Below are 26,182 nucleotides of genomic sequence, written 5' to 3'. Positions count from 1 at the left end.
GCGACGAGCACCCTACGGCGTGGGCGGACGACCTGAACAGTGGCTGTCCGGCCGCTACTTCACCACTTCTCTGCTCAGTTCGCGGATCCGGTCCGCCGGGGCACGCTGGGTCCCGGCGAACGCGTCCTACGCCGGCTGTGGCCGGGACCGCGTCGAATCCGCGTGGCCCCCGGTCCCCGATAGGTACCGGATGCCCCGCTGCCGGCGTCGGTGAATCACACGGTTCGACGGACTACCCGCGCCGGCCTGCTTCACCTGCCGAGGGCGGTGATGAGCCACTTCCCCAGTTCGCTCGCGGTACGGAACGTCACGACGAGCAGGGCGAGGCCCGGAATCCGCGGTCGGGTGTACCGCTCGATCAGCTTGGTCCAGATCCGCAGGCCGACGAGGCGCTTACGGCTGATGTTCCCGTCGTGCCGATGGAACCGGACGACCGGATGCCGCAGGTGGACCAGGTGGACACCGCTGCTGAGGGCGCGCAGCACCAGCTCGATGTCAACCTTGATCGGGGTCTGCTCGTCGTACCCGCCGAGCCGCAGCAGGAGCTCCCGGTCGATGGACATGCCGGAGTGCTTGAACGGCAACCGAGGCCGGGTCAGCACCGCCCAGAGCATCCGCCGGGGCGACGGGTACGAGGGCAGCGTGATGATCCGGCTGGAGGTGCCAGTGAGCTCCTGGTAGTCGGTGTAGATCCACCTCGCACCGGTGTGGGTCAGGCACTCGTGGATGCGGGCGAGGCCGTCCTCGACCAGCTCGTCGTCCGAGTCCAGCACGGTGACGTATCGGCCGCGGGCAATCTTCAACGCGGTGTTGCGCGCAGCGCTGATCCCGGACGGCCGCTGGCGTACCAGTCGGATCCTCTGGTCGGCGAGGAGACCGGCCTCTGCCAGGCCTTCCTGCACCGGCACAGTGGAGCCGTCGTCCACCACCACGATCTCGAAGTCGCCGAAGGCGCCGGCGAGGACGCTGCGGATCGACTTGACCAGCAGGGCTGGCCGGTCCCGCACGGCGATGCAGACCGAGATAGCGGGAACCACCCGTTCCACGGCGTGCGCCGACGGCACAGTTGGCGCGTCAACGCTTGGCCGAGCGTCGACGCTCGGCTCCCCGCCGAGCGCGGGAAGCGGGGAGAAACCGTCGAAGCGGTACGGCACCGGCGTGACGGCCGCGCTTGGCTGTTGGGTCATCACGGACAGCTACCGCTGGCCGTATTCGGAAGCCGAGCGTACGGGCCGTCCGGGCGGCACGTCGCCGCCAACCCGCGCAGCCGTACGTCGACGTTGGCCACCCCGAGAGACACCGTGTGTCGGTCTGACCGGTCCATACCTTGACACCCCCGTGGAGTCACTTATCCAAGCGACAACTGCCGGCACGTTGGCGAATCCGCGTCGTTCGAAACGAAGGCCCGGTCCCCCCATCCAGCGATGGGAGTATACCGAGCCCGGAACCGGCAGCACCATGGTCCAAAATGTGATGCAGACGGCGTGTCGCTGCCCGGATTCAATTCCCGCGGTCGGTCCGACGGCGGGCTTGCCGGGCCAGCGACAGAATCTCGTCCGTCCCGAGGATTCGGGTGTCGACGGCGTGGACGTCCGCCGGGTCACGCACCTTCGGGATGAAGGCCGTGTCCGCCGCGAACAGCGACCGTTCGGCCTCCTGGGACCGACGCCGAACCCACCAGGCGATCCCCACGACGGTCCACAACAGCACCGACAGCATCGGACTCTCGACGGAAGGGGACAGGACCGCCACGACCGCGGCGAATACGACGGCCGCGATACCCCAGATTGCGATGAAATGGGGCGGGCCGGGCGATTCCCTCCGGGGCCTCCGACGTGCCGGATTCCGAAGTGGCCTGATCACCAAAAACAACCACGCAACAAATGCCGCGAATCCGAGTACGCCGGTTTCGATCAGCAACCGAAACCAAAACGAATGGCTGAACCCCTTTTGTTCGAAAGGCTGATTGGCAGTGCATTGCGACCCGCCCTCGCCGGCGCCGATGCTCGTGAGCTGGCCAGGGCCGCAGCCGAGCAGCGGCTGACGGGCGAGGACGTCGGCCACCCTGGGGAAGTCGGTGGGGGCGGCGATCGCCGCCCCGTCGACCCGGGAGACCCCGATGCCGAGACGGGCTTCCCAGCTGGCATGTCGGTCCGGATTTAGGGCGACCTGGGCGCCGACGCAGAGCACCAGGAGGAGGACGACGCCGAGGACCCGCGCGGCCCCCCGCCGGGCCGTCACTGCCACCACGACGGCGGCGAGCAGCACGCCGACCACGGACCCCGATGACTCGGTCGCGGACAGGGCCAGCGCCACCAGCGCCACGGCCGCCCACCACATGCGACCGACCGTCCGGCCGCCCGCCGCCCAGGCAAGGCAGCCCACCAGGGCCAGGCCGAGGACGTTGCCGAGCTCGACCGAATCGGCCAGCAGGGCCCGGACCGCGCCTTGGTCGACCGAACCGACGCCCGCCGCGTCGTCGACGGCAAAGCCGGCGGCCGCTTCACCTAGGGCGACCGCCACGTTGGCGGCCACCACTACGCCGACCACCGTCAGCAGGCGGCGGACCGCCACCGGTCCGGGATCGGCCGCGCGCAACGCGTAGAAGACGAGGACGGCGCGGAGGTAGGCCAAGAGCGCCTGGCCGGTCAGCGCCGCCGAGGAGTCGTTGGCGACGCCGGCCAGCGCCATGGTGAAGCCCAGCGCGAGCAGGGCCAGGTCGGCACCTGTGGCGAAGTGGCGCCACTGCCGGTCCAGGACCACCTTGCCTGCGGTGAGGGCCGCGAGCAGGACGTACAGCGCCGCGGCCGCCAACTCCGACCAGCGCGCGGCCCGGTCGACGCTGGCCCAAGCATCGTCGCCGTCGGCACCGGCGAGGACGGCCACTGCGGAATCGGCCAACGCCTGCACCAACAGCAGGCCGACGACCAGCATGATCGCCAGGGAGACTCGGTGGGTGGCAGCCCGGCCGGCGGTCCGGGAACCGGCGGCCAGGGCTCCGCTCGCGCTCATCGCCGCGGCCGCCGACGTCGGAGCATGCCGGCGAGCACCGCCAGCCCGACCAGGATCGCGCCGACGGCGCCGCCGAGCAGCGCCACGGCCCACACCGCTCGGTCGACGGGCTCCCCCTCCACCGCGCGCCGCTCGACGGCGTTCTGCTGGTACGCCCGAGCGAGCAGGTTGGCCGGGGAACGGTCGGCGACCGTGCCGAGGCCCGCGACCGCCTCGTCCTGGCGGCCGGAGAAGTAGGCACCGAGTGCCGTTCGGTACATCCGGTCGACCTCTCCGAGCTCGTTCCGCACACCCGCCTTGCCAAGTAGCTCCGGGAAGGCGGCGGCCGACACCACCACCCGGTTGGCCCCGTCGGCTCGCGCCTGGTCGCGGTCCAGCATTCCGACGACCCGCCCCGACGGGTCCAGCGCAATCCCGCCGTGCGAGACCCGGCCGACGTCGCCGTTGGTGCGGTAGGTCGAGAGCGATCCACGCCGACTGATGTCCGTGATCGTCACAACCTTGGCTCTGGGCATGTGGACCGGGTTGCGGGAGTCGGTGTCGCTGGCGGCGTAGCCGACGATGAGCAGCGACGCGCCCGCCGCGAAGGCGGCCGAGGGCTGCAGTTCCACCGCCGGCAGGTTCTCCCCAGCGAGCTTGACCAGGGCGAGGTTCCCGCTCTCGGCAGGCACGGCCTCGACCACCTCGCCCGGAATCGCCTGCTCCCCGCTGGCGTTGCCCTCGCCCTCGTTGAGCTGCCCGTGCAGCGTCACTGTGGGCGCGGAGCCGACGGCGGCACCAGTGAGCACGGTCGTCGGCAGATTGGTCCGGATGTAGCCGTCGAGCTGGCCGGGAGCGAGCTTCTTCTCCTTAACGAGCTGGCGGGCGATCACGTCCAGGGCCAACGTGCGGGCGACCTCCTCAGGCGGCCGCACGCACGAGCTGTTGGTCAGCATGTGGCCGTTCGGGGTGATCAGGAAACCGCTGCACCGGCGGATGAAGGTGATCGGCGCCGTCCGCACCGGGACGTTGGTCGCGTGGTTGCGCAGCACACCGGTGAAGGACGCCTCGATGAAGACCAGCGCGGGCGCTGCCGTGGCCAGCGCGCGCTCCTCGGCGCTGTAAGGCGTGACCTGCGTCCAGGGCTTGAGCCCGACAGCCACCGGCGCGGTGGTCGAGAAGCTGCTCACCGAGTCGCCCAGCGGGTCGCGCGGGCGGGTCGAGAAGTTGGCGGCGACGGCGACGAGCCCCCCACCGGCCGCGACGAGCAGGACGGCGAGCGCCGCGATCCCGAGCCAGAGCCCGCGACGCCGCGGGGCGGGTGCCGCGGCCGCGATCCTGGGGACCGGCGCGTCGGACGAGGCGGGCGAGGTGGGAACGGCCTCCGGGGTGTGCTGCTGCGGGACCACGGTGTGCACGGCCCACGGCAGCTGCGGGGCTCCGGACGTGGGGCTCGGAGAGACCGGCGCGGCGGAGACCGGCTGCGGCGGGGTGGCGACGGTGCCGGCGGCAGGGATAAGTATGTCGTCCCGTGCCTCGGCGTGGTGCAGCTCCATCCCAAGGATCTGGAAGAGGCGCTGGGCGCCCACACCCTCCTCGGACGGGTACGCCACCCACGGGTGGGTGGCGGCGAAGTCGGCGTTGACGTACCGCTGACCGCCGGCAACCTGCGCCATGGCCTTCGCGGCGTTCGCGAAGGCCTCCCGCCAGGGCCCATCGGCCGCCGCCGCGCCCTCAAGCAGGGCGACCGTCACCAGGCGGTCCTGTCCATCGATGGCCCACCACGCCGTGCCCACCTGACAGACGCCGATCGCCTCGGTGAACCTGTACGGACCAACCGGCTGCATGCCCCAACTCCTCTGCTCACCCGCCGTGCGGATAGTACAGAGAACAAGCCCGCCGCTCCGTCCGCCGGTCATAGCTTGACGCCTGGCGGGATGTCGGCCGACAGCGGTGGGAGTCCGGTGGGCGGCCAGGGCTAGGCCGCCGCGGACAGCGGGGCGACTGCGGTCCTGTGTGGACGGCGGACGGCGGCAGGTCAGGGGCCCGCCGAGGTGGGCCCGGGGTTGCGTCTGAAAGTTTTTATGCATAGAGTCGCGCTATGAATGAAAGCGGTGCGGCACCCACCGACCGCCTGCTCGATTTGTTCCACGGCGTACGGCTCACCCCCACCCAGCGCCGGATCGCGCACTGCCTGGTGCAGCACGCGGGCGCGGCGGCGTACCTGTCCGCGGCGGAGGTCGCCGAGCTCGCCGGGGTCAGCCAGCCGTCGGTGACCCGGTTCGCCATGGCGCTCGGGCACGACGGCTACCCCGCGCTGCGCCGTCGGCTGCGGGAGCTGACCACCGGCGCCGCCGACCCGGCCGACGCCGGCAACGCCCTCCAGCGGGCGGTCCGCGCCGAGCTGGGCAACCTCGACCGACTCGCCACCCAGCTCGCCGACGCCGGCCGGATCGCCGAGGTGGGGAAGCTGCTCGCGGCCAGCCGCCCGCTGCCGGTGCTCGGGCTGCGTGCCGCCGCGCCGCTGGCCGCGTACTTCGCGTACTTCGCCGCGAAGGTGCACCCGGACGTGCGGGTCCTCGACGACGGTGGCAGCCTCCTCGCCGACCGGCTCGAACAGGCCGCCGCCGCCGGGGCGACCGCGCTGCTCGCGTTCGTGCTGCCCCGCTACCCCCGGGAGACCCTGGACGCGCTGCGCGAGGCCCGGGACGCCGGGCTGACCGTCGTGGCGATCACCGACTCCCCGGTGAGCCCGGCCACCGACCACGCCGAGGTGGTACTCCCCGCCGCCGTCGGTACCGACCTGGTCTTCGACCTGCACACCGCGCCGATGACCCTGGCCATGGTGGTGCTCCAGGCGATCTGCGACGCCACCCCGGCCGAGACCCAGGCCCGACTCGAGGCGTTCGAGTCGTCCGCCGCCCGCCGTCAGTTGTTCCTCGGCTGAGAGGAGTTAGGAAATGCACCAGCAGGTCCGCGCCGCCCGCGGCACCGCACGCACCGCGAAGGGGTGGCCGCAGGAGGCCGCGCTGCGGATGCTGATGAACAACCTCGACCCGGACGTGGCCGAGCGCCCCGAGGACCTGGTGGTCTACGGCGGCACCGGCAAGGCCGCGCGGGATTGGCCGTCGTACCACGCGCTGGTCCGGACGCTCACCGAACTGCGCGACGACGAGACGATGCTGGTGCAGTCCGGCCGTCCGGTCGGCGTCATGCGCACCCACGAGTGGGCGCCCCGGGTGCTGCTGGCCAACTCGAACCTGGTCGGCGACTGGGCCACCTGGCCGGAGTTCCGCCGGCTGGAGCAGCTCGGCCTGACCATGTACGGGCAGATGACGGCCGGCTCCTGGATCTACATCGGCACCCAGGGCATCCTCCAGGGCACCTACGAGACGTTCGCCGCCGTCGCCGCCAAGCGCTTCAACGGAAGCCTCGCCTGCACGCTGACGCTGACCGCCGGCTGCGGCGGAATGGGCGGCGCGCAGCCGCTCGCGGTGACCATGAACGGCGGCGCCTGCCTGATCGTGGACGTGGACCGCAGCCGGCTGGAGCGCCGGGCACACGACCGCTACCTGGACGAGATCGCCGACTCGCTGGACGACGCGGTCGAGCGGGTGCTCGCCGCGAAGCGGGACGGCCGGGCGCTCAGCGTTGGTGTGGTGGGCAACGCGGCCACCGTCTTCCCGGAGCTGCTGCGCCGGGGCGTCGCCATCGACATCGTCACCGACCAGACCAGCGCGCACGACCCGCTGTCGTACCTGCCGGAGGGGGTGGAGCTGGCCGACGCCCGCGACTACGCGGCGGCGAAGCCGGCCGAGTTCACCGACCGGGCCCGGGCTTCGATGGCGAAGCACGTCGAGGCGATGGTGGGCTTCCTCGACGCGGGTGCGGAGGTCTTCGACTACGGCAACTCGATCCGCGGCGAGGCGAAGCTCGGCGGCTACGAGCGGGCGTTCGACTTCCCCGGCTTCGTGCCGGCGTACATCCGGCCGCTGTTCTGCGAGGGCAAGGGCCCGTTCCGCTGGGCGGCGCTCTCCGGCGACCCGGCCGACATCGCGGCCACCGACCGGGCCATCCTCGACCTGTTCCCGGAGAACGAGTCCCTCGCCCGGTGGATCCGGATGGCCGGCGAGCGGGTCGCCTTCCAGGGCCTGCCGGCACGGATCTGTTGGCTCGGCTACGGCGAGCGGGACAAGGCCGGGGTGCGGTTCAACGAGATGGTCGCCGCCGGCGAGCTGAGCGCGCCGGTGGTGATCGGCCGGGACCACCTGGACTGCGGCAGCGTGGCGAGCCCCTACCGGGAGACCGAGGCGATGGCCGACGGGTCCGACGCGATCGCCGACTGGCCGCTGCTCAACGCGCTGGTCAACACGGCCAGCGGGGCGTCCTGGGTGTCGATCCACCACGGTGGCGGGGTGGGCATCGGACGGTCCATCCACGCCGGCCAGGTCTGCGTCGCCGACGGCAGCGCGCTGGCCGGGCAGAAGATCGAACGGGTGCTCACCAACGACCCGGCCATGGGCGTCATCCGGCACGTCGACGCCGGCTACGACGACGCCCGCGAGGTCGCCGCGCGCACCGGCGTCCGGGTGCCGATGGCGGAGGGAACGGCGTGAGCGCGAGGAGTGCAGCGCAGCGGAGCCCCGCAGCCGCGAACAACCGCGGGTTCGGCGTGAGCGCGAGGAGTGCAGCGCAGCGGAGCCCCGCAGCCGCGAACAACCGGGGTGCGGCGTGACGGACCTGGCCGCCCGGTTCCGGAAGCTGTGGGACGAGCTGGCCCCGGTCGGGCGGGACGCGGGCAGCGGCGGCTACCTGCGGTACGCGCTGACCGAGCCGGAACTCACGCTGCGTGCCTGGTTCCGCGAGCAGGCCGAGCAGCGGGGCATGCCGGTCCAAGAGGACGGCAACGGCAACCTCTTCGCCTGGTGGGGCGACCCGGTGGCGGGCGGGGCGGTGCTCACCGGCAGCCACTTCGACTCGGTGCCGCACGGCGGCGCGTACGACGGGCCGCTCGGCATCGTCAGCGCGTTCCTCGCCGTGGACGAGCTGCGGGCGGCCGGCGTCGCCCCGGTCCGACCGGTGGCGGTGGCCGCGTTCGTGGAGGAGGAGGGGGGCCGCTTCGGCGTACCCTGCCTGGGGTCGCGGCTGCTCACCGGCGAGATCGCGGTGGACCGCGCGGCCGGGCTGCGCGACACCGACGGGGTGAGCTTCGCCGAGGCGCTGGGCGACCGGCCGGCGGGCGCCGACCCGGCGCTGCTCGGCCGCTTCGCGGCCTTCGTGGAGTTGCACGTCGAGCAGGGCCGCGCGCTGGTCGACCAGGCCGCGCCGGTCGCCGTGGCCAGCGCCATCTGGCCGCACGGGCGCTGGCGCTTCGACTTCCACGGCGAGGGCAACCACGCGGGTACGACCCGGATGGCCGACCGCCGCGACCCGATGCTCACCTACGCGTTCACCGTGCTGGCGGCGAACAAGGAGGCCCGGCTGCGCGACGCGCACGCCACGGTCGGCCGGGTGTCCGTCGAGCCGAACGCCACCAACGCGATCCCGTCCCGGGTGACCGGTTGGCTGGACGCCCGGGCGGCCGAGCCGGAGACGCTGCACGGCCTCGTCGCGGCGGTGCGGGACAAGGCCGCCGAGCGGGCGCGGCGGGACGGCACCGAGCTGACCTGCACCGAGGAGTCGGCGACCCCGCTGGTGGCGTTCGACGGCGGGTTGGCCGACCGGCTGGCCCGGCTGCTCGACGCGCCGGTGCTGCCCACCGGGGCGGGGCACGACGCGGGCGTGCTCGCCGCGCACCTGCCCACCGCGATGCTCTTCGTCCGCAACCCGACCGGGGTGTCACACTCCCCCGCCGAGTCCGCCACCGACGCCGACTGTGCCGCCGGGGTGACCGCCCTGGCCCGGGTGCTGGAGGAGCTGGCATGCCGCTGACCCGCTGGCTGGCCGAGTACGCCTGGCTGCCCGACCACGCCGAACCCACGCCCGACGTGCTGATCGAGGCCGAGGGCGGCCGGATCACCGCGGTCACCCCGCTGGTCGGCGGCGGCACGCCGATCGCCGGGGTGGAGGTGCTGCACGACGCGGTACGGCTGCCCGGGCTCACCCTGCCCGGCCTGGCCAACGCCCATTCGCACGCGTTCCACCGGGCACTGCGCGGGCGTACCCACGGCGGGCGGGGTGACTTCTGGAGCTGGCGGGACGTCATGTACGACGTGGCCGCCCGGCTCGACCCGGAGTCCTACCTGGCCCTGGCCCGGGCCGCGTACGCGGAGATGGCGCTCGCCGGGATCACCTGCGTCGGCGAGTTCCACTACCTGCACCACGCGCCCGACGGGACGGCGTACGACGACCCGAACGCGATGTCGGCGGCGCTGGTCGAGGCGGCTGCGCACGCGGGCATCCGGATCACCCTGCTGGACACCGCGTACCTGACCGCCGGGGTGGACGGCGCGCCGTTGGCCGGGCCGCAGCGGCGGTTCGGCGACGGGGACGCGCTGCGCTGGGCGGAGCGGGTCAGCGGGTTCACCCCGGGCAACGACCACGTCCGGGTCGGTGCGGCGATCCACTCGGTGCGCGCGGTGCCGGCGGAGCAGCTCGCCACGGTGGCCGGCTGGGCGGACCGCCAGGGCCTGCCGCTGCACGTGCACCTGTCCGAACAGCCGGCCGAGAACGACGCCTGCCGGGCCGTGCACGGCTGCACGCCGACCCGGCTGCTGGCCGACCACGGGGTGCTCGGCCGGCACACCACCGCCGTGCACGCCACCCACCCGACCAGCGCCGACCTCACGTTGCTCGGGGAGAGCCGGACCGGGATCTGCCTCTGCCCCACCACGGAGCGGGACCTCGCCGACGGGATCGGGCCGGCCCGGCGGATGGCCGAGGCGGGCAGCCCGCTCAGCCTCGGCAGCGACAGCCACGCGGTGGTCGACCTGTTCGAGGAGGCCCGCGCCGTGGAGCTGGACGAGCGGTTGCGCGCCCGCAGACGGGGGCACTTCACCGCCGCCGAGCTGCTCACCGCCGCCACCGTCGGCGGGCACGCCGCGCTGGGCTGGGGTGACGCCGGCCGGCTGTCGGTCGGCGACCGGGCCGACCTGGTCACCGTACGGCTGGACAGCGCCCGGACCGCCGGGGTGCCGCCGGTCGGGGCGTTCTTCGCGGCCACCGCGGCGGACGTCACGCATGTGGTGGTCGACGGGCGGACGGTGGTCGCCGACGGCCGGCACCTCAGCGTCGACGTGCCCACCGAGCTGCGCGCCGCCATCGAGGAGGTGACCTCATGACCGGCTTCCCGGAGCGGCCGGTGCGGCCGGGCGACCGGCTGCGGCCGGCGGTGCGGAACTCGGGCAGCCTGCTGGTGGACAACATCGGGGAGTTGGTCACCAACTCCTTCGGGGCTGGCGAGGGCGGCCCGCTGGGCATCCGGCGCAACGCCGCGCTGCTGGTCGAGGACGGCGTGGTGGCCTGGGTCGGGTCGGCCCGCGACACCCCGGCCGCCGACCGGCGGATCGACGCCGAGGGGGCGGCGGTGCTGCCGGGCTTCGTGGACAGCCACGCCCACCTGGTCTTCGCCGGGGACCGGGCCGCCGAGTTCGCCGCCCGGATGGCCGGCGAGCCGTACACCGGGGGTGGCATCCGCACCACCGTCGGCGCCACCCGCGCCGCCGCCGACGACGAGCTGCGGGCCACCGTGCGGCGGCTGCGCACCGAGGCGATGCGGCAGGGCACCACCACCATCGAGATCAAGAGCGGGTACGGGCTCACCGTTGCCGACGAGGCCCGCTCGCTGCGGATCGCCGCCGAGTTCAGCGAGGACACCACCTTCCTCGGCGCACACGTGGTCCCCGCCGAGTACGCCAACCGCCCGGACGACTACGTAAGCATGGTGTGCGGGCCGATGCTGGCCGCCGCCGCCCCGTACGCCCGTTGGATCGACGTGTTCTGCGAGCGGGGCGCCTTCGACGTGGACCACGCCCGGGCGATCCTCGCCTGCGGGCAGGCGGTCGGGCTGGGGGTGCGGGTGCACGCCAACCAGCTCGGCCCCGGGCCGGGCGTGCAGCTCGGGGTGGAACTCGGCGCGGCCAGCGTGGACCACTGCACCCACCTGTCCGACGCCGACGTCGAGGCGCTCGCCGCGCAGCGGGTCGACTGCATGTGCACCGAGGGCGGGCACACCGCCACTGTCGCCACCCTGCTGCCCGGCGCGGAGTTCTCCACCCGGTCGCCGTATCCGGACGCCCGGCGGCTGCTCGACGCGGGGGTGACCGTGGCGCTGGCCACCGACTGCAACCCCGGGTCGTCGTACACGTCGTCGATGCCGTTCTGCGTCGCCCTCGCCGTACGCGAGATGCGGATGACCCCGGCGGAGGCGGTCTGGGCCGCGACCGCCGGCGGGGCGGCGGCGCTGCGCCGCACCGACGTCGGGCGGCTGACCCGGGGCGCCCGGGCCGACCTGATGATCCTCGACGCCCCCTCCCACCTGCACCTGGCCTACCGGCCTGGTGTGCCCTTGATCCGCCAGGTTCTGCACAACGGAGTCCCGCAATGTCGACCGTGAATATTCAGCCCACCGGGGTCTCGCCCGCCGACGTGCTCGCCGTGGCCCGCGGCACCGCCAAGGTCGTGCTCGACCCGGCCACCGTGGACGCGATGGCGGCCAGCCGGTCCATCGTGGACGGCATCGAGGCGGCCGGCCGGCCCGTCTACGGCGTCTCCACCGGCTTCGGGGCGCTCGCCAACACCTTCGTGGCGCCCGAGCGGCGGGCCGAGCTGCAGCACGCGCTGATCCGCTCGCACGCCGCCGGGGTGGGCGCGCCGATGCCCCGCGAGGTGGTCCGGGCGATGATGCTGCTGCGGGTACGCTCGCTCGCCCTCGGCCGCTCCGGGGTCCGGCCGCTGGTCGCCGAGGCCCTGGTGGACCTGCTCAACCACGAGGTCACCCCGTGGGTGCCCGAGCACGGCTCGCTCGGTGCCTCCGGTGACCTGGCCCCGCTGGCGCACTGCGCGCTGGTGCTGCTCGGCGAGGGCTGGGTGCTCGGCCCGGCCGGGGAGCGGATCCCCGGCGGTGAGGCGCTGCGCCGGGTCGGCCTCGCCCCGATCGAGCTGGCCGCCAAGGAGGGGCTGGCGCTGATCAACGGCACCGACGGCATGCTCGGCATGCTGCTGTTGGCCATCCACGACGCCCGGCACCTGTTCACCATGGCCGACGTCACCGCCGCGCTGGCGATCGAGGCGATGCTCGGCTCGGAGCGGCCGTTCCTGCCCGAGCTGCACGCCATCCGGCCGCACCCTGGCCAGGCGGAGTCGGCGGCGAACATCCACCGACTGCTGCAGCAGTCGACGGTGATGGACTCGCACCGGGACGACCTGGCGCACGCCGTGCAGGACGCGTACTCGATGCGGTGCGCTCCGCAGGTGGCCGGGGCAGCCCGGGACACCCTGGACTTCGTCGCGACCGTCGCCGGGCGGGAGCTGCTGTCCGTGGTGGACAACCCGGTGGTGCTGCCGGACGGGCGGGTCGAGTCGACCGGCAACTTCCACGGCGCGCCGCTCGGCTTCGCCGCCGACTACCTGGCCATCGCCGCGGCCGAGGTGGGCGCGATCGCCGAACGCCGGGTGGACCGGCTGCTCGACGTCACCCGATCCCGGGAGCTGCCCGCCTTCCTCTCCCCCGACGCCGGGGTCAACTCCGGGCTGATGATCGCCCAGTACACGGCGGCCGGGATCGTCGCCGAGAACCGGCGGCTGGCCGCGCCCGCGTCGGTGGACTCGCTGCCCACCAGCGGCATGCAGGAGGACCACGTCTCGATGGGCTGGGCGGCGGCCAAGAAGCTGCGGACCGTGCTGGACAACCTGACCAGCCTGCTCGCCGTGGAGCTGCTGGCCGCCGTACGCGGGCTCCAGCTCCGCGCGCCGCTGACCCCGTCGCCGGCGGGCCGGGCGGCGCTGGCCGCGCTGCGCGAGGTGGTGGGCGAGCCGGGGCCGGACGTGTTCCTGGCCCCGCTCATGGAGGCCGCCCGCGAGGTGGTGCGCGGTCCCGAGCTGCGCACGGCGATCGAGCGGGAGGTCGGCCCGCTCGGCTGACCGCGCGCCGCGGGGCCCGGTGGTGGCGTGACGCCCCGCCACCGGGCAGGTTCGGGCCCTGTGCCGGCGGGCCGCTGGCGGCGGGGCAGGGTCAGGCGGTCCGGGCCCAGGGCGCCCGGATGAAGTTGAGCCGGGCCCGATCGGCGAACTCAGCCAGGTGGAGCCGCGGGCTCGCACCGTCGCTGACCACCCGTGCCAACACCTTGTGCACCTCGATCGGGTCCTCCGGCTGGACCGGGAGCAGCCGAGTGGCGGGCTGCCCGATCTCGTCCAGGAAGTCGGCGCATTTGCGGTGGTACGGCACCAGCGCGAAGGGCACGCCCGCCACGTACGAGAAGATCCCGCCGTGCATCCGCATGTGCAGGCCGGCGTCGCAGGCCCGCATCTCGCTGAACACCCCGGTGACGCCGTCGTCGGCGGTCACCACGCGGACGTCGCACCGGCCCTGCAGGCTCGCCCGGAGCCGCTCGCTCGGCGCGACATCCCCGCGCAGCGGATGGGTGTTGAAGACGAAGATCGTCACGTCGACCGGCTCGGACTCGACGAACGAGCGGATGCCGGCGACCAACACGTCCTCCCGCCGCCGCTGCTCCGGCTCAGGCAGGTCGGTGTCCGAGCCGAGCAGGGTGACGCCGAGCCGGATCCGCCCCGGGACCCGGGGAACCGGTGCCGCGGCGACCTCGCCGAGGGCCTCCGGCAGCAGTCCGGCGAGGTCGCCGGCGGGCACCACGACTCCCGGGTAGTCGAGGTCCCGCAGCCGCTGCACCGACGCGGAGTCCCGGACCCCGACGTAGTCGATGTGCCGAAACACCTCGCCGAGTCGCTGTTGGGCCGCCGCCGAGACGAACGGGCCCACGGACACCCCGACCGCCGCGATGGGTCGGCCGGAGACCCGGGACCAGGCGGCGAAGACCTTCTTCTCGCTGAACGGGCCCATGTCCCGGAAGACGGAGCCGCCGCCGAACACCAGCATCGACGCCCCGCCCAGCATGGTGGCCTTGGTCAGCAGTTTGCCGGCCCGACTTACCGGGTCGGCCGACTCGAACAGCGACTGGCTCATCGCGGCGCGGGCGTTCGGCAGGTCCACCAGCGGCGGAGCGGCGAAGAGCGGATCCTCGGTGCCCCAGTAGCGCTTCATGGCCCAGTCGACGATGACGCAAAACGCGTTGTCGCCGACGTTACGCATGCCGTAGTAGCCGACGACGAGCGGCCGGCGGGCGGGGTTGTGCGATTCCTTGGGACTCACCGTCACTCCTTCGTCAGCCGCCGGCGGATCTCCGACCACGTCGGCAGCCGTGCGTCGCCGACCACGTTGCGTTTCACGCAGGACCAGAACAGCACCAGCAGCAGCCCCTCGGAGAGCACGGTCGCCAGGGCCACCCCGTACACGCCGAACAGCGGGATCGTCAGGGCCAGCGCGGCCAGGTAGGCGGCCGAGCCGAGGCCCTGGTAGAGCACCTTCCGGCGGACCAGACCACCGCTGGTGAGCAGGGACGCGACGCTGGCCGAGCCGAAACGCAGCGGCACCGCGAGGGCCAGCAGGACCATCACCGTGGCGGACTGGTCGTACGCCGCGCCGAAGACCAGCGGGATCGCGTACCGGCCGCCGGCGGCCACGACCGCAGCGATCAGCACGCCGACCGCGATCATCCCGACGGTCCCCGCCCGGTACGCGATCAGGACGGCGTCCCGGTCGGACCGCGACCACCGATGCAGCTTCGCCAGGAAGTACTGCTGGTAGACCACCCGGGGCAGAATGTAGATCGCCGTCAGCAGGGTCATCGGCACGGCGATCACTGCCGCCGCCTCGGCGCTGAGGAACTCACCGGAGACCACCACACCCAGGTTCATGCCGAGCAGGTAGAAGAGGCTGCCGAACATGAACGGAACGGCGCCGCCGACGAGGTGCCGGGCGCGGGGCGGCCGGCCGGGCCGCACCACCGCCCCGGCATGCCCCTCCAGGCGGGTGCGCCCGCGCCAGAAGGGGGTGATCAACCCGACGCTGAGCAGCACAGTCGCCACCGCCACCAGCGACCAGCCCGCAGCGGCAGTGGTCGCCGACAGCCCGAGCAGCCCGACCAGCACGGCGATCAGCAGCCGCCCGAGGTGCGGCGCGAGCTGCACGGCCGCGAGCTGCCCGTAGGTACCCCGCAGCTGCAGGACGGAGACCGACAGCGCCATCCCGGCCTGGGCCAGGATCACCGGGGCGAGGATGATGCGCAGGTCGGCGGGGAGCGGGTCGCTACGGTCGAGTAGTCCCCAGGCGACCATCGCCAGCACCTGGACGGCGGAGCAGGCGAGCACCAGCCGCACCGATGGCCGGACCCAGCGCAGGGCGCGCGGCCCCTCGCGCCCGAAGCGCTGTAACCAGAACTCCGCGACGCCGAAGAGAGCGAGCGGGCCGGCGAGGGTCATCAGCGACAGCACCGACATGAACGCACCGAAGTGTGCCTGCGGCAGGCTGCGCGCCAGCAGCACCTGGGCGAGGAAGGCCAGCACGGTGAGGCCAACCTGGCTGAACCCAAGCAGGCCCAGCTGGCGCAGGCGGCGGCCGAGCCCTCCGGTGCGTCGCGGCGCCGGGGCGGAGGCGGGCGACCCGAGCGCGGTGCCGGTGGCCGTCATCGCGCCGCCCAGGACGGCAGGAACGACGCCAGCTCGGCCAACTCGGCCGCGGTCCGGGCCTGCCACGCGCTCTTGGCCGCCGCGATCCGGACGGGCCGCGCCGGGTCGTCGGCCAGCGCCGCGCGGACGCCGGCGGCGAGCGCCACCGCCTCGTTCGGGACCAGCGTGGCAAAGGTGCCGAACAGCTCCTCGGTAGTGGCGGTGTGGGACAGCACCAGCGGCCGGGCGGCGCTGAGCGCCTCGCAGGCGCCGCTGGGCTGGCAGCCCTCCCGGTCGGTGAGCACGACCACTGCACGGGAACCGGCCAGCGCCGCCTCGTAGTCCCGCAGGTCGAGGAAGCCCAGGGTGCGCAGGTTGGGCAATCGGGCCGCCCGGTCGCGCAGCGGCTCGGGCAACTTGTGCAGGGGGGCGGTGGTGGCGAAGGCGACGTCCGGGAGCGCCTCGATCGCGCCGAGCAGGACGTCCATCGGCTCATCCGGGGCGGCTGTCGCGACCACGAAGACCCAGCCCTGCGGCGGCGCGGGCGGGATCTCCCGGAGTGGGTCGTGCACCACCAGAGTCCGCAGGCCTGCGAAGGTGGCGCGTGCGATCCCGTCCGCCTCCCGGTTGTGGGTCAGCACCAGCCGGGCCCCGCGCAGCACCTGCTCGGTGCCCGGGACCCGCCGCCACCAGGACTGGAACTGGCCGTTATGCGCGTCGACGATGTACGGCACGCGGGCCAGGTGCGGCGCGAGTGCGGTGAAGTGGGGCTGGGTCTGGGCGACCACGAACGGTGGCCGCTCGGCCCGGAGCCGGGCGAGGTCATGCCGGGCGTGGGCCAGGTAGTCACCCGGCCGGAGCAGCTTGCCGGTCGCCCGGTGCGGCCGCCACACCATTTCCGCGCCCAGTGCCTGCGCGAGCACGTCGGAACGTCGCTGGTACTTCTTCCATGAGATGAAGAGCGGCGGGCTCATGCCTGCACTCCCGGGGTGGATCGGGGCCGCATCGAGTGCTGCGCGGCCACGGCGGACGGCTCTGCCAGGGGATGGAACACGAGGAGCAGCATGTGCCCGAAGATGAACAGCCACACGTAGTACGAGTAGGAAGTCGGCTTCTGGGTCAGCGCGAAGACCGCCGTGGTGATGTAGAGCACCGCGAGCACCCAGCGCGCCTCGACGGTGATCAGCCGGCTGGTGGTACGCCACAGACTCACCGTGACCACCCCCATGAGCACGAGCCCGAGGATTCCCCAGACCACGAACACGCGGATCGAGTCGCTGTGCGCGTTCCACGGCTCGTACCCGAGGCCGGTGAGCCAGACCCCGAACGGCGCGTCGCCCCACGCGTCCGCGTAGTGGAACCAGATCTCCCCCCGCCCGCGCATGAAGTCCTTGTTGGTCACGTCGAGCGAGCCGACGTTCTTGACCAGGAACGCACCGCGCTGCCAGAGGAATCCGCCGAACCGGAACAGCAGGACGGCGAGCACCGCAGCCACCGCCACGGCCCCGGCGACGAACACCTTCAGCGGCAGGCCACGGACCCACCGGCCCATCGCCGGCAGCCGCCGGGCCTCCAGCGCCGCCATGATCATCAGGATGCACAGCAGGCTCACCCGGTGGGTACTGACGACCGCGGTGGCCACCAGCAGGGCGAGGACTCCGAGGCGCAGCACCGGCCTGAGTCGCAGCCGGTCCCCGGCGGCGTAGAGGAAGAACACCGCGAAGATGAGCAGCCGACCGAGCGAGGCCGGGTGGAAGTAGCCGCCGGAGGCGCGCCCAATGTTGCCGCCCGGCAGCTTGAAGAAGAACGTGTACGGCACCACGCCGGCCACCTGCAGCCAGGCGATGAGGCAGTGCACCACCGCGCCGCCGACCACCAGCAGCGTCACCCAGCGCATCCACTCGACGGAGAACCACTCCGGCTTCAGCAGCAGCACGGCGAACAGCGCGACCGGCGCGAAGCCGACCGCGAGCTGGGCCGCCTGCGTGACGATTCCCTTCTTCGGCGGCACGTACGAGCCGAAGATGTCGCGCAGGCCGGTCGCCGCGAAGGTCTGCAGAAACTCGTCCCGGGGCGCCAGCAGCAGCAGGTCGAGGACCGAAAGCAGGCCGAGAAGCAGCAGCGCGGCGAGGGCCGGGGCCAGCCCGGGTGGCAACCGCCGGACGCTGAGCGCGACAAGACCGAGGGCGAGTGCCATGAAGAGCGCGCCGACGCTGCTGCCGACCATGCCCAGGTCGACCGTGTCGTACTGGACCTTCGGGCCGGGAATGTCGAGTAGCGGCTTGCTCCCGACGATGACCAGCGACACGGCCGTTAGGATCCAGGCCGCGAACTGGAGGTGCCCCCGGAACGCGGTGCTCACGCCGCCCACCTGGCGGCCGTCGGGGGACTGCAACGCCGCCTCGTGCACACTGCTTCCTCCCGCCGCTCGCTGCCGGGGCAGCATACGCGAGCCATCAGACGGTGGAACGCAACAGTGAGACGCTGGTGCCGCTGAGCTTGACCACCCGGACCAGTTCGAACCGGGCGTTCAACGCCTTCTGCAGCGACGGGTCCATCCGCTCGCCCTGGTCCACCCCGGCGGGACCGCCGATCAGCCACAGCCGCTCGGCGGAGGCGAAGCATCCCGTCGCATCACGGCAACTGGCGGGGTAGCTGGGTGCGGCTCCGGGCCAGGCGGTGAAGACGCTGGGCGGGCTCTGCCGGCCGGCGCGGTGGAAGTAGTAGTTCACCCCGTCGCGCAGACGGGTGGGGTACCGCGTGTGGAAGGCGATCCGGTCGCCGGCGCCGATCTCGGTCACGATGACGCCGACGGCGCCACGCAGGTCCGGCTCACTTGCGAGAACGGCTGTGCGGTTCTCCGCCTGCGCGGGCAGCCCCAGGGCCGCGCAGAGCACGACGAGCATCGCGGGGATGACGTGCCGTCGCCAGGCCGGCGCGGTGACGGTCGAGATGGCCTGGACATGCCGGGCGACGGTCGCCACGGCCAGCAGGCACCAGGCGGGGATGGTGAACAACACGTAACGGTGCAGGAGCAGCGCCACCAGCGGTGAGATGAGCAGCAGCACGGCGAACGGGGCGACAGCCCAGACGCCGAGCAGGCCGCCGTTGCGGCCCAGGGTCCAGCAACCGAGCAGGGCGAGCCCGATGAGCACCGCGCCGACGGGCACGCTACCCGCCACCCGGGCCACCTGGTTGATGGTGCTGTCCCAGGTGGCTTCCGGAATCCAGGAGACCTGCCCGGCCTGGGAGCGGCCGATCACGACGAGGGGCAGGATGGGCAGCACGCCGACGGTGGCCGCCAGGAACCAGCGCACGGTGGTAGCCGCCCGGCGCAGAGACAGCACGTACCCGAGGTGCGCGAGCAGGATCAACAGCGTGACCAGATGCAGGAAGCCGGCCACGGTGACCACGACGGCGTACGGCAGCCACCGCGCCCACGAGGGCCGCTCGGCCGCCCCCAGCAACAGCAGGGTGGCGAGGACGGTGGCGGCTGTGGCGAGGGCGTACGGCCGTGCCTCCTGCCCGTACCGGGACATGGCCGGCAGGACGGCGACGAGCACCCCGGCGAGCAGGCCCGTCACCGGCTCGAACAGCCTCCGGCCGATGACGGCGGTCAGCGCGGCGGCGAGCGCCACCGCGAGCACCGACGGCGCGCGCAGGGCGACCTCCGAGTCCCCGAAGAGCGCGATCCAGCCGTGCATCAGCAGGTAGTACGGAGCGATGACCACGTCGGTGCCCCCGACCAGCTCGCGCAGGTCGCTGAGGGACTTTGTGGAGGTGGCCCACGTGGCGATCTCGTCACGCCAGAGCTGACGGCGGTCGAGGCCTTGAAGGACGACGAGGAGCGCGACCAGGGCGGGCACCCCAGGCACCGCCCACCGCAGCGCGCGCGCCGACGCCGAGATTCGGTCGGAATTCGCAGCCTGGGTGGCTGCCTCGGCATCTGCGGGCCCCGTCAGCGAACTGCCGGGAAACGTCAGGTCGACCATCTGCTCTGTCCTTGGAGGGTGGAGACACGACGCAACCACCACAAGATCGGATCGGATGTCGTGGCGGTCGCCGGCCATAGCGTAGACCGTCGAAGGTCAGTACGCGTTCCCGGCGTGGGTCAGGGTCTCCCAGGCGAAGAAGAAGGCCGGCCCGGCGGGACGGTTGGCCTGTACGAATTCCTTCGTCTCGGGCAGGTTGTAGCCCATTCTCGTGGCGTAGTGGTGGTAGGCGATCTCGGGCACGGGGGCGAGACCGGTCTGCAGGGTGCCACCGCACAGCCACGGCGGCACCGGCTTGCCCAGTTCGAGGCCGGCATGGAACTCCAGCGCCTCGGTGAGCCGCTCGCGCCCCTCGGCGTACAGGTCCTGGCCCTGGATCCACGCGGTCTCCGCGACGTGCGCCGCCGCCGCGAGGCCCCACCCGGTGTGCAGGAAGTCGCGGCAGGTCTCCTGGGCGAGCCCGTCCACGAACCTGCCCTGGCCACCCCAGTACTCGATGATCTGCCGTTTCGTCAGCGCCTCGCCCGGCGGCGCTTTCGGCAGCGGCCCGTCGGTGGACAGGTAGACATACGCGCGCAGCCGCCCCCGCCATTTGTCCAGGGCCTTGTCGAACGCGGCCCGGTCGTCGAGGAAGACGGCGATACCGGTCGCCGCGTCCAGCATGATCAGGTCCCAGTTTCCCGCTTTGTAGCGGTTGACCCCACCGATCACCACGGGAAGGAACACCGTGCGGAACATCCGCTCAGCTCGTGTCAGCCGGTCCGGCGGCCAGCCGGAGTAGGTGTGCTTGATCAGCTCGGCCGCCCGCACGAAGGTTGCTCCGGACCAGCCGGCCTGGAGTGACGCGTTGGAGTTGGTGTGTTCCTTCAGCACCTCGGACCAGGCGTCCAGGATCTCGATCGACTTCTCCGCGTACCGAGCGTCCCGGGTGAAGACCCACAACAGCGCGTGCGTGTAGGCGGCGACGGCGTCCTCGGCCTCGTCCGTGCATCCCCGGTCGGGCCGGGAGTAGAAGCCGCATTCCACGGTGGCGAGCGGCCTGGCTCGCCAGGTCAGCTGCGCGTACCGGCTGCGCTGCAAGGCGAGCCAGGCCGACTGCCAAGGTTCCTCGTCAGTGTTGATCTTCTTGAGTACGAAGTTGAGCTGAGCTGCGCTCACCAGCACACCGGGATGGAGGAAGCCACTGTGGCTGTCTCGGGACGAGCTCACCTGGGGTATGGGCATGGCATGCCCGGAGCCCCACACCGCCGGCTCTCCCAGCGGCGTGGTGCCGGCCTTGGCCGCCAGGAAGCCGCAGGTGACCGTCAGCACCGCCCCCGCGACCAACACCGCAACCCCACCGCGTGTCCTGGCCCAAGCCATCCCAACTCCCCGAACGACAGCCCATCCCGGCAAAGGGTGCCAACGAATCCCGCGCACCGCCAGTAGATCTTGCCGGCGCTCCCGCCGTCGAAACAGACAGGGACACGCTCGACGGCGATCGGGCCGGGATCTGACGAGCCGACGCCATCCCAGCCGGAGCCCACTGCAAGCCACCGGCGTCGATGTCAGGCTTTGGGTGGGTACTCAGGTGGCCAGCACCGCCACGCCGATCAGCACGGGCAGCGCCGCCACGGTCGACAGCAGTACCGAGTCCCGGGCCAGGACCGTGCCGCGCCCGTAGTGGGCCGCGTAGACGAAGACGTTCTGCGCGGTGGGCAGCGCGGCGGTGATCGTGCAGGCCAGCACGAGCACGTGCGGCAGGCCCAGCGCGAACCGGGCGACCAGGTAGGCCACCACCGGCTGGGCCACCGCCTTGAGCGCCACCGCGAGCCGTACCTCCGGCCCGGTGTCGCCGGAGCCGGGCACCGGGGCGCCGTGCAGCGAGAGCCCGTACGCGAGCAGGGTGGCCGGCACCGCCATCGCGGCGACCAGTTCGACGGGCCGCATGAGCGGCTCCGGCGGGGTCCAGCCGGTGAGCCCGACGGTGAGGCCGAGCAGGCAGGCGACGGTGACCGGGTTGGTGAGCGGTTGGGTGACTGTCGCGAGCAGCGAGCGCCGCCGTGGCCCGGTCGCGTTCTCCAGGAACACGAACGCCAGCGGCGCCATCACCACGAGCTGGAACATCAGCACCGGCGCCACGTAGGAGGCGTCACCCAGCACGTACACGGCGATCGGGATACCGATGTTGGCTGCGTTGACGTACGACGAGGCGAGCGCGCCGATCGTCGTCTCGGCCACCGGCCGGCGCCACCACAGCTTCGCGATCAGCACGAACAGGGCCGCCACGGCAGTCGCGCTGACCACCGTGACGACCAGGACGGACGAGATGACGGCATGGATGTCGGCCCGGGACACCGTGGTGAAGAGCAGCGCCGGGGTGGCGACGAGGAACGCCACCCGGGACAGCACGCCGCCCACCTCCGGGCCGAGCACCCCGCCGCGCCCGAGCAGGTAGCCGACGGCGATCACGGCCACGATGACGGCGAAGCCGTTCAGCACACCCTGCACCTGGTCTTCCTCCGCCTGCCGGGCCGGTCAGGGCCGCGCGCCGGTCTCCGCCCGGGCCACCGTCCAGGCCTCGGCCTGCTCGCTGAGCGTGACGCCGAGACCGGGTCGGTCCGGGACGACCATCCGGCCGTCCCGCAGCTCCAGCCGCTCGTTGAACAGCGGCTCCAGCCAGTCGAAGTGTTCCACCCAGGTCTCCCCCGGGTACGCGGCGGACAGGTGCAGGTGGATCTCCATGGCGAAGTGCGGCACCATCGACAGTCCCTTGTGGTCGGCGAGCGTGGTGATCCGCAGGAACTGGGTGATGCCGCCGACCCGGGGCGCGTCCGGCTGGATGAAGTCCACCGCGTCGGCCTCGATCAGCCGCCAGTGCTCCGCCGGGCTGGTCAGCATCTCCCCGGTGGCGATGGGGGTGTCCAGGGTGGCGGCCAGCCGGGCGTGCCCCTCGACGTCGTAGGCGTCCAGCGGCTCCTCGATCCAGACCAGGTTGAGCGGTTCCATGGCCCGGCCGAACCGCTGGGCGGTGCGCCGGTCCCACTGCTGGTTGGCGTCGATCATGAGGGGGAACCGGTCGCCGAGCGTCTCCCGGACCGCGGTCACCCGCTTGAGGTCGGCCGCGGTGTCCGGCTGCCCCACCTTGATCTTGATGCCGCCGATGCCGCCGGCGACCAGCGCCCGGGCGTTGTCCAGCACCTCCTCCAGTGGGCTGGAGAGGAAGCCGCCGGAGGTGTTGTAGCAGGGCACCGAGTCGCGGTGGGCGCCGAGGAGCTTGGCCAACGGCAGGCCGGCCCGCTTCGCCTTGAGGTCCCACAGGGCGATGTCGAGCGCGGCGATCGCCTGGGTGGCCAGGCCGCTGCGGCCGACCGAGGCACCTGCCCAGACCAGCTTCTGCCACAGCCGGGCGATGTCGTTGGGGTCCTCGCCGACGAGCTCCGGCGCCACCTCGGCGGCGTGGGCGAACAGACCCCGGCCGCCGGCCCGCTTCGAGTAGCTGAAGCCCAGGCCGTGGTGGCCGTCGGTGGTGACCACGTCGGCGAAGAGGAACGCCACCTCGGTCAGCGGCTTCTGCCGGCCGGTGAGCACCTTGGCGTCGCTGATCGGGGTGCGCAGCGGCAGGTACACCAGGCGCAGACCGACCCAGGCGATGCGGTCGCCGGAGGCGGCCGGGGACGAAGCGGCGGCCGGGTGCGCCGGGGCGGGAGAGGTCACCATCACTCCTCGGTTCGGTTGGCGGCGACGGCGAGGCCGCCGTCGGAGGTCGGGGTGGTCACCTGGTGCTCGACCTGGGCGGCCTGCCGGCCGCGGACGGCCCGCAGCGCCGGTACGACGACCACGGTGAGCACCAGCAGGGCGACCAGCGCCGCCGAGACGGGACGCTGGACGAAGCCGGTGAAGTCGCCCTCGAAGAGGCGCATCGACCGGCGGAACGACGACTCGAGCAACTCGCCGAGGACGAACGCCAGCACGAACGGGCCGGGCTCGAAGCCGAGCTTCTTCATCCCGTAGCCGACCAGACCGAGCGCGACGACGAGGAACATGTCGAAGACGTTGTTCCGGATGCTGTAGACGCCGACCATGGTGATCAGCACGGTGAGCGGGGCCAGGATGCCGGCCCGTACCCGCAGCAGGCGGACGAAGACGCCGATCAGCGGGATGCTCAGCAGCAGCAGGAAGATGTTTCCCACGTACATGGAGTTGACCACGCCCCAGAACACGTCCGGGTGCTCGGTGATGAGCTGCGGCCCGGGCGGGATGCCCTGCAGCAGCAGCGCGCCGAAGAGCACCGCCATGGTCGCGTTCGCCGGTACGCCGAGGGTCAGCAGCGGGATGAAGGACGAGGTCGCGGCGGCGTTGTTGGCGCTCTCCGGGCCGGCGACGCCCTCGATGGCGCCCTTGCCGAACCGGGACGGGTCCTTCGCCGCCCGCTTCTCCACGGCGTACGCGACCAGCGAGGACATGGTGGCGCCCCCGCCGGGGAGCACCCCGAGGACGAAGCCGACCACGGAGCCGCGCAGCACGGCCAGCCGGGACCGCAGCCACTCCGGTCGGGTCGGGATCGCCCGCCCGAAGGACAGCACGGCCGGTTGGGGTCGCAGCCGGTGTTCCAGGTTGTAGAGGATCTCCCCCACCCCGAACAGCCCCATGGCGACGATGACGAAGTCGATGCCGTCGGCGAGCTGGTCGCTGCCGAAGGTGAAACGGGGGATGCCCACCATCGGGTCCAGGCCCACGGTGGCCAGCAGCAGGCCGACGCCGGCGGCGGCCACGCTCTTGACCAGGGAGCCGCTGCCGAGGGTGGCGACCATGAAGATGCCGATCAGCGCCAGCAGGGTGTACTCGGCCGGTCCGAACTGCAGGGCGAAGTCGGCGACCAGCGGCGCGATGAGGGTGAGCAGGATGATCGAGGCGGTGCCGCCGATGAACGAGCCGATCGCGGCGATGCCCAGCGCCGAACCGGCCCGGCCCTTGCGGGCCATCTGGTAGCCGTCGAGCGCGGACACCACGGTCGATGCCTCGCCGGGCAGCCGGAGCAGCACCGAGGTGATGGTGCCGCCGTATTGGGCGCCGTAGAAGATGCCGGCCAGGAGGATGACCGCCGCGGCGGGCTCGATGCCGTACGTGACCGGCAGCAGGATGGCGATGGTGGCCGCGGGTCCCAGCCCGGGCAGCACCCCCACCAGCATGCCCAGCGTCACGCCGAGCAGGCAGTAGAGCAGGTTCTGCGGTTCGAACACCACCGCGAACCCGGACAGCACGGGGGTCAGGTCCATGGTGGATCTCCTCTCTGGCGGAGGGTCAGATGACGATCAGGTGGGGCAGCGGCACCCCGAGCGCGGTGATGAAGAGCCCGTACAGGGCGGCCGTCGTGAGCACCGACACCAGCGCGGTGGTGCGCCATCCCTCGCGCCCGAAGAACCGCAGCCAGAGCACCAGCACCAGCACGGTGGGGATCTCGAAGCCGACGAGCTCGAACAGGAAGGCGTAGAGGGCGAGACTGGCGGCGCCGACGAGCACCACGCCGGTGCCCCGGGTGAACGCCTCGGTGTCCGTCGTCCCGCGGGCCCGCAGCACCAGGGCCACCCCGCTGACCAGCAGCAGCACCGCGACGATTGTCGGCCACAGGCCCGGGCCGGGCTCGGTCAGCGTGCCGAGTCCCAACCCGTGGGCCAGCCAGAGGGTGACCAGCCCGAGCAGTACCGGCACCGCACCCGCCACGGTGGCGAGGACCGGGCCGCCCGGGGAGATCTCCTCCGCGGGCGGCGCGGTCGCGGGCTCCGCGGCCTCCTGTGGTACGCCGGCCGACTCGCCCGGCGACTCGGGCGGTACGGCGTCGGCCGGGGCGGCCGGTCGGGTGTCGCTCACTGTCATTTCCCGGATCCGAAGGTGAGGCCGAACTTCTTGCTCAGGTCGGCGTACTCCTTGGCGGCGTCGGTCAGGTGCTGGCGTGCCTCCTGGTCGGAAACCTCCCAGCGCTCCATGTAGTTGTCCTTGAGGAACTTGTCGTACGCCGCGTCCTTGCGCGCCTCGGCGAACGAGTCGGTCAGCTTCTTGGCGACCGCGTCCGGCAGTCCGGTGGGCGCGACGATGAAGCGGCGCTGGTCGACCACCACGTCGAAGCCCTTCTCCGGGGCGGTCGGCACGTCGGGCAGGTAGCTGCTGCGCTTCTCGGAGAAGATCGCGAGCGGGCGGAACTTGCCGGCCTTGATCTGCGGCATGGTCTCGGCGAGGGAGCCGGAGAGAGCGTCCACCTGCTTGCCGAGCAGGGCGGTCGCGGCCGGCGCGCCCCCGTCGAACGGCACGTCGGTGGCCTTGACGTTGGCCGCCTTGAACAGCAGGGCCTGGGAGAGCTGGGCGCCGGTGCCCACGCCGGTGGTGGCGTACCGGAGGGACGGGGCCTTGAGCAGGTCCTCCAGCGTCTGGTACGGCGAGGCCGCGTTGACCACGAGGACGTAGTCCTCCTGGGTGAGCGTGGTGAGGATGGTCATCTTGTCCGGCTGGATGGCGGTGGGGTCCTGCACGGCCAGCGGGGT

Annotated in this window: 20 protein-coding genes; 6 read left to right on the top strand and 14 right to left on the bottom strand. The window is 72.6% G+C overall.

Annotated elements, in window-relative coordinates; genetic code table 11:
* Window positions 1-251 precede the first annotated feature (251 nt).
* From A6A27_RS00790 to A6A27_RS00780, 3 genes are all read right to left on the bottom strand, one after another.
* Entirely contained in the window at window positions 252-1,187 is a 936-nt protein-coding gene (locus A6A27_RS00790) for a glycosyltransferase family 2 protein (RefSeq protein WP_083672360.1), read from the bottom strand.
* Between the two features lie 313 nt (window positions 1,188-1,500).
* Window positions 1,501-2,934 (bottom strand): O-antigen ligase family protein, encoded by a 1,434-nt coding sequence (locus tag A6A27_RS00785; protein WP_143193814.1) that lies wholly within the window; start codon window positions 2,932-2,934, stop codon window positions 1,501-1,503.
* Window positions 2,935-3,008: 74 nt separating this feature from the next.
* Window positions 3,009-4,838 (bottom strand): S1 family peptidase, encoded by a 1,830-nt coding sequence (locus A6A27_RS00780; protein WP_073832381.1) that lies wholly within the window; start codon window positions 4,836-4,838, stop codon window positions 3,009-3,011.
* A gap of 254 nt (window positions 4,839-5,092) precedes the next feature.
* Here A6A27_RS00780 and A6A27_RS00775 point away from each other — a divergent pair, with 254 nt between their 5' ends.
* The 6 genes from A6A27_RS00775 to hutH all read left to right on the top strand — a co-directional run bounded on the left by A6A27_RS00775 (window position 5,093) and on the right by hutH (window position 13,071).
* Window positions 5,093-5,938: a MurR/RpiR family transcriptional regulator gene (locus tag A6A27_RS00775; protein WP_073832380.1), complete on the top strand. Its 846-nt coding sequence runs from the start codon at window positions 5,093-5,095 to the stop codon at window positions 5,936-5,938.
* A 13-nt stretch (window positions 5,939-5,951) separates the two neighbouring features.
* Window positions 5,952-7,607, top strand: a complete 1,656-nt coding sequence (hutU, locus tag A6A27_RS00770) for a urocanate hydratase (RefSeq protein WP_073832379.1) — start codon at window positions 5,952-5,954, stop codon at window positions 7,605-7,607.
* A 115-nt stretch (window positions 7,608-7,722) separates the two neighbouring features.
* A complete protein-coding gene (locus A6A27_RS00765; RefSeq protein WP_073832378.1) occupies window positions 7,723-8,922 on the top strand; it encodes an allantoate amidohydrolase in 1,200 nt (399 codons plus the stop codon).
* Window positions 8,919-10,271, top strand: coding sequence for a formimidoylglutamate deiminase (locus tag A6A27_RS00760; protein WP_073832687.1), 1,353 nt, complete (start codon window positions 8,919-8,921; stop codon window positions 10,269-10,271). The genes A6A27_RS00765 and A6A27_RS00760 overlap by 4 nt, the downstream gene beginning before the upstream one ends.
* On the top strand, window positions 10,268-11,545 hold the full coding sequence (gene hutI, locus A6A27_RS00755; RefSeq protein ID WP_241825017.1) for an imidazolonepropionase: 1,278 nt from the start codon (window positions 10,268-10,270) through the stop codon (window positions 11,543-11,545). Before A6A27_RS00760 ends, hutI begins: the two co-directional genes overlap by 4 nt.
* A complete protein-coding gene (hutH, locus tag A6A27_RS00750; protein WP_073832377.1) occupies window positions 11,533-13,071 on the top strand; it encodes a histidine ammonia-lyase in 1,539 nt (512 codons plus the stop codon). Before hutI ends, hutH begins: the two co-directional genes overlap by 13 nt.
* A 91-nt stretch (window positions 13,072-13,162) precedes the next feature.
* Here hutH and A6A27_RS00745 read toward each other — a convergent pair whose 3' ends face one another.
* The 11 genes from A6A27_RS00745 to A6A27_RS41985 all read right to left on the bottom strand — a co-directional run.
* Window positions 13,163-14,317, bottom strand: a complete 1,155-nt coding sequence (locus A6A27_RS00745) for a polysaccharide pyruvyl transferase family protein (RefSeq protein WP_073832376.1) — start codon at window positions 14,315-14,317, stop codon at window positions 13,163-13,165.
* 2 nt (window positions 14,318-14,319) lie between these two features.
* Window positions 14,320-15,693, bottom strand: a complete 1,374-nt coding sequence (locus A6A27_RS00740; RefSeq protein WP_073832375.1) for a polysaccharide biosynthesis C-terminal domain-containing protein — start codon at window positions 15,691-15,693, stop codon at window positions 14,320-14,322.
* A complete protein-coding gene (locus A6A27_RS00735; protein ID WP_073832374.1) occupies window positions 15,690-16,646 on the bottom strand; it encodes a glycosyltransferase family 1 protein in 957 nt (318 codons plus the stop codon). The genes A6A27_RS00740 and A6A27_RS00735 overlap by 4 nt, the downstream gene beginning before the upstream one ends.
* Window positions 16,643-18,034 (bottom strand): hypothetical protein, encoded by a 1,392-nt coding sequence (locus A6A27_RS00730; protein WP_143193813.1) that lies wholly within the window; start codon window positions 18,032-18,034, stop codon window positions 16,643-16,645. The genes A6A27_RS00735 and A6A27_RS00730 overlap by 4 nt, the downstream gene beginning before the upstream one ends.
* Before the next feature lie 94 nt (window positions 18,035-18,128).
* Entirely contained in the window at window positions 18,129-19,664 is a 1,536-nt protein-coding gene (locus A6A27_RS00725) for a glycosyltransferase family 39 protein (RefSeq protein WP_073832372.1), read from the bottom strand.
* 96 nt (window positions 19,665-19,760) lie between these two features.
* A complete protein-coding gene (locus tag A6A27_RS00720) occupies window positions 19,761-20,993 on the bottom strand; it encodes an alginate lyase family protein (protein ID WP_073832371.1) in 1,233 nt (410 codons plus the stop codon).
* Between the two features lie 237 nt (window positions 20,994-21,230).
* Entirely contained in the window at window positions 21,231-22,154 is a 924-nt protein-coding gene (locus A6A27_RS00715; protein ID WP_073832370.1) for an AEC family transporter, read from the bottom strand.
* 27 nt (window positions 22,155-22,181) lie between these two features.
* The gene (locus tag A6A27_RS00710; protein ID WP_241825016.1) at window positions 22,182-23,360 is read right to left on the bottom strand and encodes an L-talarate/galactarate dehydratase; all 1,179 of its coding nucleotides are present in this window, start codon (window positions 23,358-23,360) and stop codon (window positions 22,182-22,184) included.
* A 2-nt stretch (window positions 23,361-23,362) separates the two neighbouring features.
* Window positions 23,363-24,922 (bottom strand): tripartite tricarboxylate transporter permease, encoded by a 1,560-nt coding sequence (locus tag A6A27_RS00705; protein ID WP_073832368.1) that lies wholly within the window; start codon window positions 24,920-24,922, stop codon window positions 23,363-23,365.
* A 25-nt stretch (window positions 24,923-24,947) separates the two neighbouring features.
* The gene (locus A6A27_RS00700) at window positions 24,948-25,520 is read right to left on the bottom strand and encodes a tripartite tricarboxylate transporter TctB family protein (RefSeq protein WP_073832367.1); all 573 of its coding nucleotides are present in this window, start codon (window positions 25,518-25,520) and stop codon (window positions 24,948-24,950) included.
* Window positions 25,517-26,182: tripartite tricarboxylate transporter substrate binding protein (locus A6A27_RS41985; RefSeq protein WP_198940141.1), on the bottom strand; the 666-nt coding region annotated here is incomplete at its 5' end. The genes A6A27_RS00700 and A6A27_RS41985, both read right to left, overlap by 4 nt.

The organism is Micromonospora sp. CB01531, from assembly GCF_001905095.1.
Classification (GTDB): Bacteria; Actinomycetota; Actinomycetes; order Mycobacteriales; family Micromonosporaceae; genus Micromonospora.
The sequence above is the reverse complement of the archived record's forward strand: the minus strand, read 5'-3'. Positions and strand labels throughout refer to the sequence as shown.

Excerpts from the sequence above, each read along its gene's own strand:
- A6A27_RS00790 (WP_083672360.1), bottom strand. The coding sequence starts at position 1,187 with ATGACCCAACAGCCAAGCGCGGCCGTCACGCCGGTGCCGTACCGCTTC.
- A6A27_RS00785 (WP_143193814.1), bottom strand. The coding sequence starts at position 2,934 with ATGCTGGTCGTCGGCCTGCTGTTGGTGCAGGCGTTGGCCGATTCCGCA.
- A6A27_RS00780 (WP_073832381.1), bottom strand. The coding sequence starts at position 4,838 with ATGCAGCCGGTTGGTCCGTACAGGTTCACCGAGGCGATCGGCGTCTGT.
- A6A27_RS00775 (WP_073832380.1), top strand. The coding sequence starts at position 5,093 with ATGAATGAAAGCGGTGCGGCACCCACCGACCGCCTGCTCGATTTGTTC.
- hutU (WP_073832379.1), top strand. The coding sequence starts at position 5,952 with ATGCACCAGCAGGTCCGCGCCGCCCGCGGCACCGCACGCACCGCGAAG.
- hutI (WP_241825017.1), top strand. The coding sequence starts at position 10,268 with ATGACCGGCTTCCCGGAGCGGCCGGTGCGGCCGGGCGACCGGCTGCGG.
- hutH (WP_073832377.1), top strand. The coding sequence starts at position 11,533 with ATGTCGACCGTGAATATTCAGCCCACCGGGGTCTCGCCCGCCGACGTG.
- A6A27_RS00740 (WP_073832375.1), bottom strand. The coding sequence starts at position 15,693 with ATGACGGCCACCGGCACCGCGCTCGGGTCGCCCGCCTCCGCCCCGGCG.
- A6A27_RS00735 (WP_073832374.1), bottom strand. The coding sequence starts at position 16,646 with ATGAGCCCGCCGCTCTTCATCTCATGGAAGAAGTACCAGCGACGTTCC.
- A6A27_RS00725 (WP_073832372.1), bottom strand. The coding sequence starts at position 19,664 with ATGGTCGACCTGACGTTTCCCGGCAGTTCGCTGACGGGGCCCGCAGAT.
- A6A27_RS00705 (WP_073832368.1), bottom strand. The coding sequence starts at position 24,922 with ATGGACCTGACCCCCGTGCTGTCCGGGTTCGCGGTGGTGTTCGAACCG.
- A6A27_RS00700 (WP_073832367.1), bottom strand. The coding sequence starts at position 25,520 with ATGACAGTGAGCGACACCCGACCGGCCGCCCCGGCCGACGCCGTACCG.